A 15662-nucleotide genomic window follows, 5' to 3' on the forward strand; every position below is an offset into this window, starting at 1 on the left:
ACCCCACGCTTTCACATGGGGCTATGCACTACTGCCTTATTTACCTTATGTACCCTACGAGCTTATAAAAAGTAGTGCACAAACAAGATATAACTATTTGGGTAACAACACAACCAAAAAGAAAACCCCGCCAAAGCGAGGCTCTATGATTTTTGCATAAGTGTATCAGTTTACCTTAAAATTGTTGCTCATTAAAGTCAAGCCATAATTAGGTTAAATTAATCATTTTAGCAACAGTTTTTTGATTTTTCATGACCGTTAATAGCCGATTGTGTATTAAATACACGCCGGCATTGAGAATATCATCAATCTCCCTTCTGCATGTTATGCGCGATGGTCTTTTCCACCTTCTCCCCGCCCTGGTCATCATCCTTCTCGGTTTTGCTATTTTGTGATAATAGGTGGCTATGCTTAATTTTGACTTTCCGTAAACATAATAACTTAATAGAATCTGGTAGGCTTTCTCATCAATACGCATAACAGCATCAACCACTTGAGAAATGAGCAATCCTTCATCATCGTTACACATTGGCCTCGAAGGTATCACTTCCCCTTTCACCTTTTGCATAAATCGCCAGATGATATTGAATTGCCATTTGTCGAGTTCTCCTGAGCATACCCACGCCCCCCATAACTCAAGCCAACCATTTACCCAGTCATACTGTGCTTTAGTTAATTCCAATGACTTAACCGCCTTCATCTGTCCTCCGGCAAAAATAGGAATAGGGACATGTTTTTGATGCCCTGCGTTGAATGTTTAATGGTGGTTTAGTGTGTGGGCACTATCTCTTCGCCCATTCGAAAGGTAATGCTTGCCTGATACCAATCCGGTAAGAAAAATTCAATGCGTCCTGAAAAACCTTGAAGTCGCATCGTTTTCATTCGTTTTAGCTCATTTTTCATTTGCCGGTAGATTTCATCCATTTCACCCACCTTGAGCTTTACGGGAGTATTTGCCAGCATGGCTATTTGGGCAATGGTCATCTCACCGTAGGTTATCTCTGCATGAGCGGTAAATTCATAGGGGTCTTCACTTAACTTACGATGACAGCCTATGCAGTGGGAGAAACTATTACAGGGGTGATAACGGGTGGATTTGTGTCGTCTTGATTTGAAATGTGAGCAGTGTAGTTTAGCACGTTCGTTCTGAAAATATCGTCCGCAATAATCGCATATCCAGTTTGTTCTTTCGCGGACTAATTCAGAGAACACGGCATCGTATTTATCCCTTTTTAGTGCCATTAACATTATTTCTCCCAATAAAAAACCCCTCACTTGAGGGGCTATAAACAATGATTAAATTTAGTGTGATTGATTATTCTGAGAGTTTTTTGATTAATTCATTTTTGTGAATAATCATATAGCCCGCACGACGGCCAATTTTGAACAATGACTCTAGTGAAGCAACATATTCGTTGTCACGAATGACACGTGCGCTATCTACTTTCCCATTGGGAAGTAAAGTGAGCAGAACTTTATTAGTTGCTCCAGTTACAGTGATGACACTATTGAGTTCTGATTCCATTTTGTCAAACTCCGCAATATAGGCTTCTTTGAATTGAGCAGCTTTCTTGCCGGTAAATCCCATCACCAAGAAGATAAATCCATTTTTTGTCATTTCGTAAGCATCATAAGTATTACCTTTGTGTTCGAATTGAACCCGCCAAAAGTTGCGGGTTAAAAATTGTTCAGAACAATCAAGGTTAGATATTTTTAAAACAACTTTTTGATGCTCTTTACCAAAGTAATCAGCAACATCTTGTGAGGTAGTAATAGCTTTACCTTTGTGAATACTAACTTTGGGAGTAACAAGGGATACGTGAGTGATCATATTGACCTCCAATGGTACATTTGGATAAATGCTACCACTGGAGTTTCCAATCTCGTTGGTGGTAGCCCAGACAGGGTTGGAAATGCCGGTGTACCTCCGGCGAACCTTGCGGTTCCCCTACCTGAGCCACCATTGATATGTGACTAGGTTGTGACCAATAAAAAACACGCATTCGGCGTGTTATTGGCCGGTACACACTGGCGGGTTTCCAATCCCGACACCTGATTTTGCAGATGCACTGAAAATATAACCCGAACTATTAATAACGTCAAATTGAATACTCACTGTTCCTGCTCCTCTTTCAATTTCATATATTCCGAACTTGCCGGTACCGTCACGAAACAACCGATGCCAATCGCCCAGCATTCCACTTTTTGCATAAAGACATGCATTTCCCCCGTATCAAGCTTTGATGTCCTCCTGAGCGTTCTGACGCGCTCTGGTTCCTGTGTTGTTACATCAATACGCTCTACTACTTCATAACCAAGAAAAGTGTGCTTGAGCATCTCTTTAACCTGCTCTGGTGTAAAATTAGCGTTATTTGCACACAGATATTTACTTATCTCAGATGTCCACAAATGAAAAAGTGAATTTTGAGAGAGTGAGCGAGTTTTTCGGTAAGGCTTAATGATGAGTTGATGCGGTTGGTTTGTTGCGAGGATGGCTTTTAGTGTTTGCCAGACGGATTGTTTCGTTGATTCGTGGAAGAGTAGTTTGTCTTCCATCAGCTAACCTCCCTCATCTCCACCCCTTTAGCGGTATAACCGGTTAACTGTTTACCGGCTATCCGTTGACGCTTTTTCGTCAAAAAATGAATATGGTCTTCATAAACATAACGATATTCTCCGTCGACGAGGATGTGCTTAAACGCTTTCATTGGTTGTTTTGCATACTGCACAAATGGATAATTATCTCTATATATCAAAGCATTAAGTGGGCATAACGATTGTCTAGCTATAACAGTTTGTTTTTTGTACTGCACAAATGGAGTTAACTTATTGTTTTTAATGCTTTCTTTTGTGCGCAACTCTTTAAGTGCTTTTGGGTTTATTAATTGCATTTGTCGCCCCTAATCTGTTGGGATGGAGTCATTAAGGTTGCAAACATATCGATGCGCTTACTGACTTCTCGCACTGCTTGAGTAGGTGACATGCCTGATTCAATGGCTGACTGAAACGTTGCTTGCTCTATCTTCTGCATACAAAGCAAAATACCAAGCTGTTGGTCATTGGCTTTACTTCGCTCACCTGAACATAAACCCGCTAAACGGTTCTCAATGTTTGCCAGATTGATGTAGTGATGTTTCTCCGCACCTAAATCACGTAAAGCATCACGGGACTCATGGTAATGAGGTAAATACTCCCTTCTAATAGGTTCAGCGGCTCGTTTTTTAGCAAATGCTTTTGTGACATCCAGTTTAAATTGCGTTATTTTCTCGTGATTACGTCCACGAACAATGCGACACATAAAATCAAACTGGTTTTCATTGAGTAGAACATACTTATGTTCACGCACACCCAGTTGAGCAGTATTCAATCGCTCCGTTTGAAACGGAAGGATGCCAAACTCACGTAAGTTTTTTGAATTATTTCTAATTAATTCATAAAGATGTTTATGTTTAATACTTAGCCTTTTGGCAAACAGACGGCTATCTATTCTTGGCTCCGTTCTATGTTGAACTAAAATACCGGAGTCCTCACTTTGGGCACAAAAATGTCCCTCACGGCCATTTGCCATGCTTTGAATTTTCATATTTTTGCCTATTTGATTTTTATTTGGTGGGATTTAGCGGAGTACAGGTGAAATTTTCTATTGACACTTTTGGCAATTTGCCACGCTGTCCAGCCTTGTCACTGACAACAGTCCAGTAGTAACCTGTCTCGCTAAATTGCATTTTGAACATGGACGGCTGGGATAACATTTTCAGGCAATCCTGTTCTGATAGTGCTTTGTCGCTAAAGCGATACCAATGAACAGGTTCGCCACCATTTTTAACAATGGTTGCTTCAATTTGGTATTTCATGATTGTTTGCTTAATTGGTATGTTTGTATTTGAGTTGATATTTTTATGAAGGTTTTTATTAAAAATATTTTAATAATTAATGCTTTTCAAAATTAAATAATTAAAGCCTATAAAAAGTGAGGCATAGTGCCTCGCTTTATTTTCTGGTCGTCAGATTGATAAAATATTCATGAATTTTTGAATTAATTTTTCTTATTTTACTATTAAACGCATTAGACAGATCTACTTTTTCTTTTCTTGCTAAATGCTCAGAAAAAAACAACTGGATCTTTGATTTCATTGCCCCTTTTGTAACATTTTTGAGGTTGTAATAAGACTTTATTAAGGATATATCTTCATCAGTTAATAATCCTTCAATACTTTCATTTTGCATACCGCTACCCAAATCTGAAAGCGTGAATACCTGATTATCATCAACAGGAAATGACTTTAGATAATTTTTTTTGGCTTTCTGTCCCGCAGGATCGTCATCTAACAAAATGATAAATGGCACACCCCAACCAATTAAAATTGGTAAAACGCTATTATATGAAGTCGCTCCATTCATTGGGAGTATGGCGATATCGCTTTTATCTTCCAATAAAACTCTTCTTGCATACTCTATAATAAAATAGTCACTCTTTCCTTCAACAAGCACTGAAGATTTAAGTAAATCAAAATGACTTGGCGTGACATTCAATTGATCCAAAACAGGCTGATAATAATTTGTTTGTGTCGGATTTTTCCCAACAAATGTTCTATAGGGTTCCAATACTATTTGCACATAATTTACTTTTTCCTTCCTGTCTAAATATTCGCTGTCACTGTATCTATTGCACGCGATAAAAGCCTGGTTTAACCACATGGGATTAATCAAATAATGGCTGTGAGTCGAATAAATAATCTAATTACCTGGTACTCTATCGACAATTTTGGGAAAACTGTCAAGCAGTTGTTTTTGAGCACTGGCATGTAAGTTTGACGCAGGTTCGTCTAATAAGAAAATAATAGGTGTTTGTTTATCGTTATTAATTTTGCTTTTATAAAAAGTGAGCAATAAAAACGTAAAAAACCATCTAAACCCAATAAATCTTTCAGTAATATTAAATCTGGATGTTTTTTGTTTAAGTTTAAGTTCCAGGTATTTACCTTTATCGTCCTGACCTGAAGTGATGATAATTTCTGAATTATCTAATGTTCTCTTAAACACATTTTTCCATTCCCCGAGTACGCGTCCTGTTATTTCTGCGGCCATTTCATCTAGTGATTGATTTAACAAATTAATTTTGTCTGGATACTCCATCCTATCTATTATATGCTTCTTTAAACAGAGTGGATTTTTCAACGAAGCCGCCACATTCGAAAATATTTCACTATACATTTTGTCAATATCATTCTCAGAATTATCAATATAAATTTTCTTGGGATGATTAAAAATAAAAGTAGGGAAATAGAGGATTCGAGGAATATTATTTTTTAGTATTTTATATATCTCATTATCTAATTCTTTAATAGAATCATCACAAAATAAAGAATACTTTTTTGTTTTTTTCGACTTAATTTTCTTAGCGTTGTAGGAAAGTCCAATATATCTGGTATCTAATTCCTCTTCTTGCAAAATAGAATCTTTAAATGAAAATTTTCTACTAATTGTCATCGTATTATCTATCTCATTGACGTTATCACACAAATAACCGTATTTTCTCATTGTGTTTATCAAGTTTATTTTGAGGTTGTTATCAAGCTCTAATGTTGCTTCAATCGATATTTTGTTAGTAAAGTTGGATTGTAAATGTTTAGGTATATAGTCTAACGGGTTCTGTGAAGTTAATGTAGTAAGTAAATTTTTTGAAATATCATCATCTTCTTTTCTATTTGCATTAAACAAACTTATCGCTTCCAGTATACTTATTTTACCGCTCTCATTAAGGCCGATTAAAGTAAAAATATTTGCTCCTTGAGGAGATAATTTAACAATACAATGTTCAATTCCTTTAAAGTTTTTAATTTCAAATTGTAAAAATTTCATAGAACCCTCAGTTCGTAATTGCGTGTTGCTGTTAGATTTTATTTTCTATAACCCGTAGCCATTTTATCAAAAAGCTTAAGTTAAACGCCATCTTTAGCAATGGTTGCTTTGATTAAATATTTCATGATTGTTTTCTTCAATTCCCTTGTTCTTGACTCTTAACATTCTGTCCTGTTCAATGAGCTTGCCTATCATCGATAGGATAAATTTAATCTTTTGGTTATCGGATGTCGTTTCATAACGTTGTAACAATGCGAATTCCGGTCTTTCTGAATTTTTTAATATTGACGATATATCTTTTAAATATGGAGTTAAATTACTCATGGGAATGCTCTCTTTTGATATCACCTGCCCACATTGCCTTAAAGACAATGCAGTGTTAGTTGGGTTTAGTGAACACCGTAGAAATGATACAGATTTTTATGATATTCCATTTTATTGTAGAAGCTGTGAACAAACAGGTATTGCTGTTGTGAAATCCTCTACGAGCCAAGGACCTTATTCATATTGCAGGCGTGAAGATATAAATATTGTCTTACCTCCTAATCATTCAATTTTTAGATTGGATAAGATTTATCCTGAAGTGAAAGCTAATACATGCCCTGAAAATTCACCTACTAGAGTAGCTAAATTTTTCATCGAATCGAAAGACGATTTACAGCGTCATCGCTATGAAACCTCCGTGATGAATTGTCGAAAGGTTATCGATATTGCAACCAAAGAACTTTTAGGGGACGAAGTGAAAAATGAAAAACTATCTCAACGTATTTCCATGCTGCAAGCTAAAGATAGAATCACCGAACAAATGAAAAACTGGGCACATATTATTCGGATTGATTCAAATGGTGCTGTTCATTCAGATGAAGAGTTTACTCAAGAAGAAGCGGAAGAAATACTCAATTTTACAGAGTTATTCCTGTTATATGCATTCACACTGCCTGCTATGGTTGAATCAAGAAAACATACTACTACATGTTAGGTCACATACCATCCTTAACAAGGGTGGCTTCGATGAGGTATTTTATTGGGTTTCCTGATTAAATCGTTACGCCTTGAGCGTGGCGTCTTAAACTTTGTTGATGAGATGATTGTGAGATTTTTTCTGCTTCATGTTGATTGGTGTCGATAAAATGACCGTCCCTAAACTCCTGATAAACCGTACCCGTTTTGCCAAACCGATTTTTGGTTACGATAATTTCAGCATACTTCGCAGTGGGTGAATTTTCGTTATAAACCCCATCACGATACAGCATGATAATACTGTCTGCATCTTGCTCAACACTGCCAGAATCCCGTAAATCAGCATTGACAGGACGCTTGTTTGTCCGCCTTTCAACGTCTCTTGATAACTGGCTCAATGAGATTACGGGTGTTTTTAATGTTTTTGCGAGCCGTTTCAGGTTTGCCGAGATATGCGCTATCGCAAGATCATTTCGTTCAGCTCTGGGTTTGTCAATTAATCCGAGATAATCAACCATGATTAACGATAGCGGGGATACTCTTTTTTCTGTCTGGTGGCAACAGAGGCTACTTGCTCAACGGTAAGTTTACTTGCATCCACTATCCATACATCTAAATCATGCAACAAACCAATCGCGCCAGTTATCCTGCTCCAGTGCTCCTGCTCTAATCTTGAGGGATTTCTTAGCATTGAAACGGGAAGATTTGAGGCTTGTGCAATCTGTCTTTCAATGATTTGGCTTGAGTCCATTTCCATTGAAAAAATTAGCACACCTCGTCGCTGATTCATGTCCCTTATTTCTTGACTCGCAACACTTCTGGCAATCTTCAATGCAAATTCGGTTTTCCCCATACCGGGTCTGGCAGCGACAATCACTAAATCCACCGGATTAATCCCCCCTGTTATCTCATCCAGTTCACCTATCCCTGTTTTTAAGGTATTTGACTGCTCCCCGTTTTGTAGACGATTTTCCAGTAAGTCTGTGTAATCGCTAATGAGTTCTTTCAGGTTTACAGGCTTGATTTCTTCATTCGAAGTTCGAAATTTTGTTGCTTTCGACAAAAAATCATCGATAGCCTGAGTGGCTGACTGGATAGTGCCATTGGCAACAACATCCTTGACCGAATTTATCATCGTCAAAAATTCCCGTCGTTGATAATTCTCAGCAACCATTTTCGCATAACCTTTCAGATTGGCTGCACTTGGGCACTCTTTAGCCATCGACATCACCTGAATGAAATTACCCTCTCCCATCTGTTCAGCCACCATCACCATATCAATCATGCTTCTGGTTTTAGCCTGGCACTGAATTACTTTGTAGATTTCACGACAGAAATGAGAGGAAAAAGCATTTGACTCAAGCGTAGACAACACATCATTGGCATCTGGCGTCAAACCTGAAATCAGCAAGCCGCCTATTACGCTTGCCTCGAGTTGGTAGTTGACCATTTTAATACCCCCTATCGGCAAATTTTCCTTCACGAACGCCAGTCAGCGTGGTTTCTCTCAGCAGATAATCAATATCCGCTGTCCAGCCTGTATTGTTTTCACCAAAGTAAAACGGTTTTGCCATGCCAACAAACGCTCTCACGTAGGCTCGCCAGCCTTCCAGGTTTGGATTAGCCAGCAGAGCAACAATTTTCTTAAGACGGGTTTTACGCTTGGCATTGGCTTCAACAGCATGAGGTAATCTGTCACCCACTTCCTCGTTGTAGGCAACCAGATAATCGTTGTACTTCATGGTGTGGGGTTTTCGCTTTTCAGGTTTAGCCAATTCTTCCCCTTTCACCTCGTGAGGGGTAAGGGGTGTATTATTATATTTATTTTTTTTTGTAATAGTTTCTTTTGTGTGTCCCTGTTTTGGTGACAACGCTGTCACGCTTTTGGTGACAATTTTTGTCACTGTTTTGGTGACATTTCTTAATTTGTCACTATTTTGGTGACATTCTTGAATTTTCCACTCAGAAATTATTTTATTTAACCCAATCTTATTACCTGATTTAATTAAGATATTCATCGAAATTAACTCATTCTTTGCTTTGTTTACTTTTTGTCTTGGTAATTTTGTGATCTCAGATAATTGACTATCAGAAATGCGATCCATTTTTTTCTGAAAACCATATGTTTTTCGACAAACAGCATGCGCTACTTTTGCCTGATTTCTGGTTAAATCGGCACCAATGAGTGCCTCATACAGTTCATTCGCTATTCGTGTATATCCATCTTCAATCTCAGCCACGGCATTCTCCCTGACTTCGTTTTTAACTCTGTAATCATCAAGACTGGTGACTGTTGCTGCCATTTTTATCTCCTTGTAACTTCCTGAATTCTGATACTAACCGACGGGCAAAATATTTATTTTTTGATGCAGCAACCAATAACCCATCAGGACTATCTGGGTACAACCTTTCTTCATGGTTTTTATTGATAAACCGGCGTTTTTTTGGCATAATGACCTCGTTGAAATTGAAAGAAAAAAGGGAAATTCGCCGTTTCCCTTCTCCTTGAAATACTAACCAAACTCAAAGTTCGATATGATATTTGCAAGCTCCATTGTTTTTTAACTCTGGAGCTTCTTTTTTTGGCCATCTCAAATGCTCCAGCATGTCTATCAGCTTGCGTATTTCTTCACCTGATATATTCGTTATGACTAAATCTTGCTTCGGTGAATCGTAGCCAATGCAATCAAGCAGTTTTGCCATCTTCGGAATTATCCCATCCTCTGACTGCCATCTCGTAATTTGAGATGGATTTATGCCAATAGCCTGAGCAATTCTTATTGCTGAATGAACCTGAATACCATTACGTATTCTGGCTTCAATGTTGTTTTGCATTTGATTTGCGCGTAATTGTGGTTTCCATGTCTATAATTAATTCCATAAGTTTCAGATAATAGTTATCCCCTCCCGATGGACTGGGAATTTAAAAATCTCCCAATTTCAGGGAGGCCAGGTTGTTAAAGAGCGGTGTGGCTAATTTTTATTACTTGGAAATGGTTTATGTTCTTCTGCTGTAAATCTTCCATCTTTATTAGGTATCAAAAAAATTTTTCTACCCGTTCTAATTGCTTTGCTGATTGCAGTTTGATGTACACCAATTAAATTTGCTGCTTTTTCTTGACTATTTTCTTTTAGATAGTCCGATAAAGGTCATTTTTAGCATTAAGTTTCCTCCATAACTCCAGAATAATACTTTAGATACTAAAAAATATCAATACCTTAAGTACTGGTATTTTTAATACTAACGTTATTAAAATATGAACTATGAAATATGAAAAAAAATTAACGCCTGAACAACTTGAAGATTGCAAACGACTAAAAGCTTTGTTTGATTCAAGAAGAAAGAATTGAAGTTAACTCAACAATTCTTAGCTGATGAACTTGATATTAGTCAAGGGGCTGTTAGGCATTACGTGAATGGAAGAAATTCTCTTAATGTTAAGGTTGTGTGTGTTCTTTCTAAACTTTTAAGAGTTGACCCTAAGGATATTAGCCCATCAATAGCAGAAGAAATAAAGGAAATATCAGAATTAATAAAGATCAGGGTTGTAATAACTAAGATAATAAATCTTATCAACTTGATTCAATTCTAATGAAGAACTTTTGGAATTAATCAAAAATCTTCCAAAAAATGAAGTAGATACGAATATTATTAGAACTGAGGGCTAAGAAAACGCATTATGATACAATTTTTGATAGAGCTTTTAGATTAATAAAAAATAAAAAGAATGCATCTTAATGATATTTTTCCAAAACATTTAATTAGAAGACGTTACTATAGAAAATTATCTGAAACAAATAAATGTGACTAGGGCTAATCTTGAACGAATCTATAAAGAAATGAAAGAAAAAGAGAAGAAGTCAAAAAGCGCATCGTGATAATGATAATTGATTGATATTTATAAAGTAAATAATGTTATATGACGGTATAATTTAAGGTTTACCATGTTCATTTAGGAGATAAAGATGAGCAACAATAAGAAAAAAAACGAAGACAACAAAATTATATTCAAAGAAAGTGCTGATTGCATCAGCCAATACGCTGATCACTTTGGCTATTCGTCTTTTGGAGATACAGAAAATAGAATAGGTTCAATATCATTTTTTAAGCATGTAACTGAATGGGTTGATAATGAAAAAACCCAACTAACACGAGAAACTATTGCAAATATCAGGATGCCTGAGACATTGCTTCTACAACTCGCTAAATATATTTTAGAGCAGCATGAGAATTCAAGGGAGAACTAATAAATGTTATCCAATCAACATCATTCTTACTCTGATGACATAGCAAAAAATAGAAGTTCATCTAGCAAGTATGGCATCATTCCAAGTTCTCAGCAACAATCATTTTATTCATCTAAACCATCGTCTGATATAATAAAACAACACAATAAAAAATTTTCAAGTAAGATTGAAAATAAAGCAAACAACAAAAGCCCAGAAGAGAATTTTACTATGACCAGAGATGAGTTAGATGCAAAATTAGCTCAAAATAAGGCTGAAGTTCAGGCTATATCTTCTGGTATGAAAGAAGAAATGGCTAAATGGCGAGAAGCAGCAAAACTCTCAGATGGCTAATCTTAATGCTACTCTTTCCGCTATATCAGTTAAATTTGAGTCTATTGAAACTAAGATTGAATCTAATAATGATGTTATTAATGGAAAAATTGACAGCATCAATACTGCTATTAATGGAAAAATTGATGGCATCAATACCGCTATATCAGGAATAAATACAGCGATTTCTGGTGTTCAATCAGGATTGAACACCAGGTTAACTATTTTTGGTATCATTATTGCCTTAATTGCACTTATCCCTACCTTTGTTGGTATGTTAAAACCTGAATCATCACAACAACAACCAAAAATAATTTATATGCAACAACCAGCTCAACAAAATACCACACCAAACGATAGCAAATAACTGAATGCTACCCCGAGGTTTTTTTTATTGCCCTCTCACCTTTCCCCTAAGAAGTTCCGCAGCTTTAACCTTCCTCTTTTTTTAACAATCCTTTTTATCGCTGACAAAAATATATTTTCTTAAAATCATCATATTATAAACGAAAATCATAAACTAGTACCTTATTATTTAAGATATCTTGACATAATATTAACTTTTACTTAAGGTAACTTAAGTTATATCCCATCAACTCACTGCAACAGGCAAACGCCAAGACAATACCACGAGTTATCTTAAGCCTAGCCAGACGTTGCCAAGTAGCCAGCCTGAGGCATATGAACATGAAGGCAAGTGACGACAGTTAAGCAGTACCGCTCTTTAACACCATTTCGCTGAAAAAGCGAACCATAAAACACCCAAACAGTCGGTTTTGGGGTGTGTGAAATAACCAAAATACAGTCATTAAGTTAAAACCAACACCAGGGAACTACCAATATGACTGTAAATATAATCCGGACACCTCCGGCACACACCACCAAAACCCATTGTCAGGAGGTAATATGTGTAACTTTCATGGTTATGATAATGCTCGTAGTCGTCGACATGAGCGTAGAAGAGCCAGGCAAGCAGCTTATGAATATAACAAAGCACTTAATATGGCATTGAAAGCAGCGTTAAACCCATCTAAGCAACTCGAATCAACAAACAACTCCAGACACCTAAACGCCCTGTTCTTTCACTAAAAAGAAAAGTGATGAGTCGTGTTGAAATAGCAATATCAATTCGTCCTACTAAAGTTTATGACTCGTTTGACAATTGCTGTTTGCCTAAATCCGCCCTATACAGCAGCAAACGTTTTAACAATAAACCTAAATCGCATTTTGGAGTGAGTGCTAATGGTTAAAAAAACAAAACAGTAAAAGTTAAAATTATTGCTAAAGTTAGAGCAGATTGTAACTATACCGTAGATATGAAAGAAGAAGATTATAAAAAATATGAAGAGGTGGTTACTTCACAAATGACATCCAGTGAAATGGATGATGAAATTCTTGATATAGCAAGCAAATATAGAATTTATGGTAATATCGATTTAAACGAACCTGAAGACATTGAATTTCATCGAATAGAAGCATAATTGACATTCTTACCATGTTATTAATTCAATAGAAATGATGGCAAAAATTTAATCAATTCATAAGATCAAATCTTTTCTTCTCATTAATCATAAACAAGTCATTCATAATATAATCAATGAATTATCAAGGTGATCATTATTCCTTTTTATGTGTTGTGGGAATACACAAAACCACTTCCACCCTAAGTGGTTAAATAACAATCAGGAAACTAATCAATTTCAGGATGTGTGAATGCGGCTATGCGCTCGTGGGACAGTCAACACACTATAAATTATCTTTCAAATAGCTAAATAGAGTTTGATTGCGTTTACCCGTCCGTCATGACTGTAAGCGGACACCGAGAGGCACTTGGCACACATCCTACCTTTTCAGTAAATGTTAACGAGAGAGTACACATGATGAGATTGGACAATCCACGCATTGTCACGGCAAAGCACCCAAATATGGGAAATCTGGTTGGGGTGACTAATGGCAGTCGTGATTTAAGCGACTCAATATACTTAAGCAGTATTGATATATGGAATGACGACGACATGGAAACAAAAACTTTCAAAGAAATTATACAGCGCTTAACAAAAGAAAATAAGCGTCTTAAAAAAGAGAATTTAAGACTAATGAAGATATACCGTGAAATTGGCGGGCTGTGCAGGACTTGAACCTGCAACATAGGGATTAGAAGAATTTAAGTATTGCTGTTGCAGCACTAATAGTCACAACGATTACACCACCAAGTTTTAAAAGTAGTCCAGTAGCAATAGTTTCAACGTCTTTACGAATCAACGCTATTTGGCCATCAGTTTTCTCGAAACGTAAATTCATCTCAGCAGATAAGTCTTTACGAACATCAGCGATTTGAGCTTCGTTTTTTTCAAAGCGAGCAACCATATCTTTACGTACGTCTTCTAAATCTCTTTTGGTGGCTACATCAGCAACCTCATGTGACTTACGTACAGCAATAGAAATTGCTTTTGCCTGCTCTTTTGGCAAACCCGCATTCTCTAATGTTTCGACAAATTCTTGTGTATCAAATGCAACCTGACCCATAGGGAATCCTCCTTTTTGGTAAGTATAACGGGTTTAGGGTTCAATCTGCAAAATCTTTCACATTTATAACTTAATTCGTTTAATTACGGAGAAATATTTTTATGTCTAAATTAGTCGTTATCGAAAATACCATTGTACGCCAAGACGCTTTCGGGCGCTATTGTCTGAATGATTTACATAAAGCAGCGGGTGATAATAGAAAGGACAGCCCGTCACACTGGCTTGCAAATAGCAAAACTCAAGAACTTGTTGAGCAATTTGTAAGCGATACAGGAATTCCGGTATCGGTCATTCGAGGAGGTATCGAGCAAGGAACTTACGTTGCTAAAGAACTGGTTTATGCTTATGCAATGTGGATTAGTGCAGCTTTCCATCTCAAAGTGATTCGTACTTTTGAGGAAGTTATTTCTACACCTACACAACCGCTAACCGATAAAGTACACGCTGGCTTAGCCATGATCGCTTTTTACAAGCAGGAGCTGCGGATCGCCCCTTCTGGTCTACTTGGTGCAATGAAGAAACTACAATCGTCCCTTGGTATGCCGGATATATTACCCGCTTACGCTGTTGATGCGCCAGAGGGGAGTTTAACAGGTTCAAGCGAAGTGACGCATTCTTTCACGGAGCTTTTATTGCTTCATGGCAAACCCTATACGGCACAATCTGGTTATCGGCGGCTACAACTGCTAGGACTTGCTGAGCGTAAATCGCGCCCTAGCAGTAAACATCCTGACAAGGAAAAACTATTTTGGTCACTGACAGAGAAAAGGCTACAGGTTGGCAAAAATCTGACTGACCCTAACAATCCCCGGCAGACTCAGCCTCATTTCTATGATAACCAGTTCCCTAGATTGTTAGGTGTAATGATGAACGGGATTGCAGCATAATAACCATTGACGAAAGAAGAAATCATGCGCTATAGTTTATTTGCATCTGATAAATCAGATGTCGGGATTAGGAACCCCGCTGTGATTACCGCGACAAATGCACGCCGCGAGCGTGTTTTTTAATGTCGTAATCTAGCCACATTCAATGGTGGGCTGGATGGGGCAACCGAAAGGTTGGCCGGATGGTAATCACGGTAGTTCCTAACCCTGTTCAGTTCACCGCCAAATAGAGATTAGGAACCTCTTGGTGGTGGTAAATTCGGATTACCATCGGAGGTCGTATGACTCTTCAACTTTCTACTATCATCCCTAAAGTTATTATCAACAATAACAAAGTTGTAACCACTTCCAAAGATGTTGCTGATTACTTTGGCAAGCGACATGACAATGTTTTACGCGCTATTGACACCCTTGAATGTTCAGAAGAATTTAGCGCCCTCAATTTTGAGGCGGCTGAATATATAGACGAACAAAACAAATCTCGACCTATGTGCGAAATGACCAAAGATGGGTTCGTATTCTTGGTAATGGGATTTACGGGCAAAAAAGCAGCTGCATTTAAGGAAGCCTATATTGCTGAATTCAATCGCATGGAAGCTGAATTAAACAACTCAATCGCTGTAACTGGTTCAACCAATAAAGTTCTGCTCACCTTACTTCCTAATGGCAAAGTAGATAGCGCAAGAGTGATTCATGATAATGAATATGTCGCTTCACTAGAGTCATTGTTCAAAATTGGCCGTCGCGCTGGTTATATGATTATTCATAAAGATGCATTAATCAAAAAACTATCAGAATAGCTTAATTTTCCTCAAGCACGTCTCCGTTTCAAACGGAAGCGTGCACCACATTAATAAATACCAATAT

Annotated in this window: 23 protein-coding genes and 2 pseudogenes; 10 read left to right on the forward strand and 15 right to left on the reverse strand. The window is 37.2% G+C overall.

Annotated features, from left to right (window positions below):
• Positions 1–208 precede the first annotated feature (208 nt).
• From AC01GB_RS00415 to AC01GB_RS00455, 9 genes are all read right to left on the reverse strand, one after another.
• Positions 209–700, reverse strand: coding sequence for an antiterminator Q family protein (locus AC01GB_RS00415; RefSeq protein WP_474449751.1), 492 nt, complete (start codon positions 698–700; stop codon positions 209–211).
• Positions 701–768: 68 nt separating this feature from the next.
• Positions 769–1242, reverse strand: coding sequence for a hypothetical protein (locus AC01GB_RS00420; RefSeq protein ID WP_474449752.1), 474 nt, complete (start codon positions 1240–1242; stop codon positions 769–771).
• Positions 1243–1315: 73 nt separating this feature from the next.
• A complete protein-coding gene (locus AC01GB_RS00425) occupies positions 1316–1831 on the reverse strand; it encodes a Rha family transcriptional regulator (RefSeq protein ID WP_474449753.1) in 516 nt (171 codons plus the stop codon).
• 281 nt (positions 1832–2112) lie between these two features.
• Positions 2113–2556, reverse strand: coding sequence for a recombination protein NinB (locus AC01GB_RS00430; protein ID WP_474449754.1), 444 nt, complete (start codon positions 2554–2556; stop codon positions 2113–2115).
• Entirely contained in the window at positions 2556–2891 is a 336-nt protein-coding gene (locus AC01GB_RS00435; RefSeq protein ID WP_474449755.1) for a hypothetical protein, read from the reverse strand. The genes AC01GB_RS00430 and AC01GB_RS00435 overlap by 1 nt, the downstream gene beginning before the upstream one ends.
• Positions 2882–3583: a Rha family transcriptional regulator gene (locus AC01GB_RS00440; RefSeq protein ID WP_474449756.1), complete on the reverse strand. Its 702-nt coding sequence runs from the start codon at positions 3581–3583 to the stop codon at positions 2882–2884. The genes AC01GB_RS00435 and AC01GB_RS00440 overlap by 10 nt, the downstream gene beginning before the upstream one ends.
• Before the next feature lie 19 nt (positions 3584–3602).
• Positions 3603–3854, reverse strand: a complete 252-nt coding sequence (locus AC01GB_RS00445) for a DUF1187 family protein (RefSeq protein WP_474449758.1) — start codon at positions 3852–3854, stop codon at positions 3603–3605.
• 136 nt (positions 3855–3990) lie between these two features.
• Positions 3991–4617 carry a TOPRIM nucleotidyl transferase/hydrolase domain-containing protein gene (locus AC01GB_RS00450; RefSeq protein ID WP_474449760.1) on the reverse strand — a complete coding sequence of 209 codons (627 nt, stop codon included), beginning with the start codon at positions 4615–4617 and terminating at the stop codon, positions 3991–3993.
• Positions 4618–4737: 120 nt separating this feature from the next.
• Entirely contained in the window at positions 4738–5862 is a 1125-nt protein-coding gene (locus tag AC01GB_RS00455; protein WP_474449761.1) for an AAA family ATPase, read from the reverse strand.
• A gap of 322 nt (positions 5863–6184) precedes the next feature.
• On the opposite strand from AC01GB_RS00455, the gene AC01GB_RS00460 reads away from it, so the two are divergent.
• The gene (locus tag AC01GB_RS00460; RefSeq protein WP_474449762.1) at positions 6185–6841 is read left to right on the forward strand and encodes a DUF4145 domain-containing protein; all 657 of its coding nucleotides are present in this window, start codon (positions 6185–6187) and stop codon (positions 6839–6841) included.
• Between the two features lie 58 nt (positions 6842–6899).
• Here AC01GB_RS00460 and AC01GB_RS00465 read toward each other — a convergent pair.
• The 5 genes and pseudogenes from AC01GB_RS00465 to AC01GB_RS00485 all read right to left on the reverse strand — a co-directional run.
• Positions 6900–8272: pseudogene (locus AC01GB_RS00465) on the reverse strand (replicative DNA helicase).
• A 1-nt stretch (position 8273) separates the two neighbouring features.
• Entirely contained in the window at positions 8274–9125 is an 852-nt protein-coding gene (locus AC01GB_RS00470; protein ID WP_474449763.1) for a replication protein, read from the reverse strand.
• A complete protein-coding gene (locus AC01GB_RS00475; RefSeq protein WP_474449764.1) occupies positions 9100–9273 on the reverse strand; it encodes a hypothetical protein in 174 nt (57 codons plus the stop codon). The genes AC01GB_RS00470 and AC01GB_RS00475 overlap by 26 nt, the downstream gene beginning before the upstream one ends.
• A gap of 72 nt (positions 9274–9345) precedes the next feature.
• Entirely contained in the window at positions 9346–9657 is a 312-nt protein-coding gene (locus AC01GB_RS00480) for a CII family transcriptional regulator (RefSeq protein ID WP_474449765.1), read from the reverse strand.
• A gap of 138 nt (positions 9658–9795) precedes the next feature.
• Positions 9796–9960, reverse strand: a pseudogene (locus AC01GB_RS00485) (Cro/CI family transcriptional regulator); the annotation flags it as partial.
• 209 nt (positions 9961–10169) lie between these two features.
• Between AC01GB_RS00485 and AC01GB_RS00490 the strand changes: the two are divergent.
• The 7 genes from AC01GB_RS00490 (at position 10170) to AC01GB_RS00520 (ending at position 13520) form a co-directional block, all read left to right on the forward strand.
• A complete protein-coding gene (locus tag AC01GB_RS00490; protein WP_474449766.1) occupies positions 10170–10415 on the forward strand; it encodes a helix-turn-helix domain-containing protein in 246 nt (81 codons plus the stop codon).
• 373 nt (positions 10416–10788) lie between these two features.
• Positions 10789–11070: a hypothetical protein gene (locus AC01GB_RS00495; RefSeq protein WP_474449767.1), complete on the forward strand. Its 282-nt coding sequence runs from the start codon at positions 10789–10791 to the stop codon at positions 11068–11070.
• A gap of 3 nt (positions 11071–11073) precedes the next feature.
• Positions 11074–11403: a hypothetical protein gene (locus tag AC01GB_RS00500; RefSeq protein ID WP_474449768.1), complete on the forward strand. Its 330-nt coding sequence runs from the start codon at positions 11074–11076 to the stop codon at positions 11401–11403.
• Positions 11396–11749 (forward strand): hypothetical protein, encoded by a 354-nt coding sequence (locus AC01GB_RS00505; protein WP_474449769.1) that lies wholly within the window; start codon positions 11396–11398, stop codon positions 11747–11749. Before AC01GB_RS00500 ends, AC01GB_RS00505 begins: the two co-directional genes overlap by 8 nt.
• 539 nt (positions 11750–12288) lie before the next feature.
• The gene (locus AC01GB_RS00510; protein ID WP_474449770.1) at positions 12289–12471 is read left to right on the forward strand and encodes a hypothetical protein; all 183 of its coding nucleotides are present in this window, start codon (positions 12289–12291) and stop codon (positions 12469–12471) included.
• Positions 12472–12698: 227 nt separating this feature from the next.
• Positions 12699–12863, forward strand: a complete 165-nt coding sequence (locus AC01GB_RS00515; protein ID WP_474449771.1) for a hypothetical protein — start codon at positions 12699–12701, stop codon at positions 12861–12863.
• 396 nt (positions 12864–13259) lie between these two features.
• On the forward strand, positions 13260–13520 hold the full coding sequence (locus AC01GB_RS00520; RefSeq protein WP_474449772.1) for a hypothetical protein: 261 nt from the start codon (positions 13260–13262) through the stop codon (positions 13518–13520).
• Positions 13521–13536: 16 nt separating this feature from the next.
• On the opposite strand, the gene AC01GB_RS00525 is transcribed toward AC01GB_RS00520, so the two are convergent.
• Entirely contained in the window at positions 13537–13908 is a 372-nt protein-coding gene (locus AC01GB_RS00525) for a CCDC90 family protein (protein WP_474449773.1), read from the reverse strand.
• 101 nt (positions 13909–14009) lie between these two features.
• Between AC01GB_RS00525 and AC01GB_RS00530 the strand changes: the two genes are divergently transcribed.
• Both AC01GB_RS00530 and AC01GB_RS00535 read left to right on the forward strand, forming a co-directional pair.
• Positions 14010–14795: a KilA-N domain-containing protein gene (locus AC01GB_RS00530; protein WP_474449774.1), complete on the forward strand. Its 786-nt coding sequence runs from the start codon at positions 14010–14012 to the stop codon at positions 14793–14795.
• Between the two features lie 281 nt (positions 14796–15076).
• Positions 15077–15595, forward strand: coding sequence for a Rha family transcriptional regulator (locus tag AC01GB_RS00535; RefSeq protein WP_474449775.1), 519 nt, complete (start codon positions 15077–15079; stop codon positions 15593–15595).
• Positions 15596–15662: the final 67 nt, after the last annotated feature.

This window comes from Candidatus Arsenophonus phytopathogenicus (assembly GCF_056113345.1).

What these genes read in the sequence shown, in the direction of transcription:
- AC01GB_RS00415 (WP_474449751.1), bottom strand. Translation starts at nt 700, where the DNA reads ATGAAGGCGGTTAAGTCATTGGAATTAACTAAAGCACAGTATGACTGG.
- AC01GB_RS00420 (WP_474449752.1), bottom strand. Translation starts at nt 1,242, where the DNA reads ATGGCACTAAAAAGGGATAAATACGATGCCGTGTTCTCTGAATTAGTC.
- AC01GB_RS00425 (WP_474449753.1), bottom strand. Translation starts at nt 1,831, where the DNA reads ATGATCACTCACGTATCCCTTGTTACTCCCAAAGTTAGTATTCACAAA.
- AC01GB_RS00430 (WP_474449754.1), bottom strand. Translation starts at nt 2,556, where the DNA reads ATGGAAGACAAACTACTCTTCCACGAATCAACGAAACAATCCGTCTGG.
- AC01GB_RS00435 (WP_474449755.1), bottom strand. Translation starts at nt 2,891, where the DNA reads ATGCAATTAATAAACCCAAAAGCACTTAAAGAGTTGCGCACAAAAGAA.
- AC01GB_RS00440 (WP_474449756.1), bottom strand. Translation starts at nt 3,583, where the DNA reads ATGAAAATTCAAAGCATGGCAAATGGCCGTGAGGGACATTTTTGTGCC.
- AC01GB_RS00445 (WP_474449758.1), bottom strand. Translation starts at nt 3,854, where the DNA reads ATGAAATACCAAATTGAAGCAACCATTGTTAAAAATGGTGGCGAACCT.
- AC01GB_RS00455 (WP_474449761.1), bottom strand. Translation starts at nt 5,862, where the DNA reads ATGAAATTTTTACAATTTGAAATTAAAAACTTTAAAGGAATTGAACAT.
- AC01GB_RS00460 (WP_474449762.1), top strand. Translation starts at nt 6,185, where the DNA reads ATGGGAATGCTCTCTTTTGATATCACCTGCCCACATTGCCTTAAAGAC.
- AC01GB_RS00470 (WP_474449763.1), bottom strand. Translation starts at nt 9,125, where the DNA reads ATGGCAGCAACAGTCACCAGTCTTGATGATTACAGAGTTAAAAACGAA.
- AC01GB_RS00475 (WP_474449764.1), bottom strand. Translation starts at nt 9,273, where the DNA reads ATGCCAAAAAAACGCCGGTTTATCAATAAAAACCATGAAGAAAGGTTG.
- AC01GB_RS00480 (WP_474449765.1), bottom strand. Translation starts at nt 9,657, where the DNA reads ATGCAAAACAACATTGAAGCCAGAATACGTAATGGTATTCAGGTTCAT.
- AC01GB_RS00495 (WP_474449767.1), top strand. Translation starts at nt 10,789, where the DNA reads ATGAGCAACAATAAGAAAAAAAACGAAGACAACAAAATTATATTCAAA.
- AC01GB_RS00500 (WP_474449768.1), top strand. Translation starts at nt 11,074, where the DNA reads ATGTTATCCAATCAACATCATTCTTACTCTGATGACATAGCAAAAAAT.
- AC01GB_RS00505 (WP_474449769.1), top strand. Translation starts at nt 11,396, where the DNA reads ATGGCTAATCTTAATGCTACTCTTTCCGCTATATCAGTTAAATTTGAG.
- AC01GB_RS00510 (WP_474449770.1), top strand. Translation starts at nt 12,289, where the DNA reads ATGTGTAACTTTCATGGTTATGATAATGCTCGTAGTCGTCGACATGAG.
- AC01GB_RS00515 (WP_474449771.1), top strand. Translation starts at nt 12,699, where the DNA reads ATGAAAGAAGAAGATTATAAAAAATATGAAGAGGTGGTTACTTCACAA.
- AC01GB_RS00520 (WP_474449772.1), top strand. Translation starts at nt 13,260, where the DNA reads ATGATGAGATTGGACAATCCACGCATTGTCACGGCAAAGCACCCAAAT.
- AC01GB_RS00525 (WP_474449773.1), bottom strand. Translation starts at nt 13,908, where the DNA reads ATGGGTCAGGTTGCATTTGATACACAAGAATTTGTCGAAACATTAGAG.
- AC01GB_RS00530 (WP_474449774.1), top strand. Translation starts at nt 14,010, where the DNA reads ATGTCTAAATTAGTCGTTATCGAAAATACCATTGTACGCCAAGACGCT.
- AC01GB_RS00535 (WP_474449775.1), top strand. Translation starts at nt 15,077, where the DNA reads ATGACTCTTCAACTTTCTACTATCATCCCTAAAGTTATTATCAACAAT.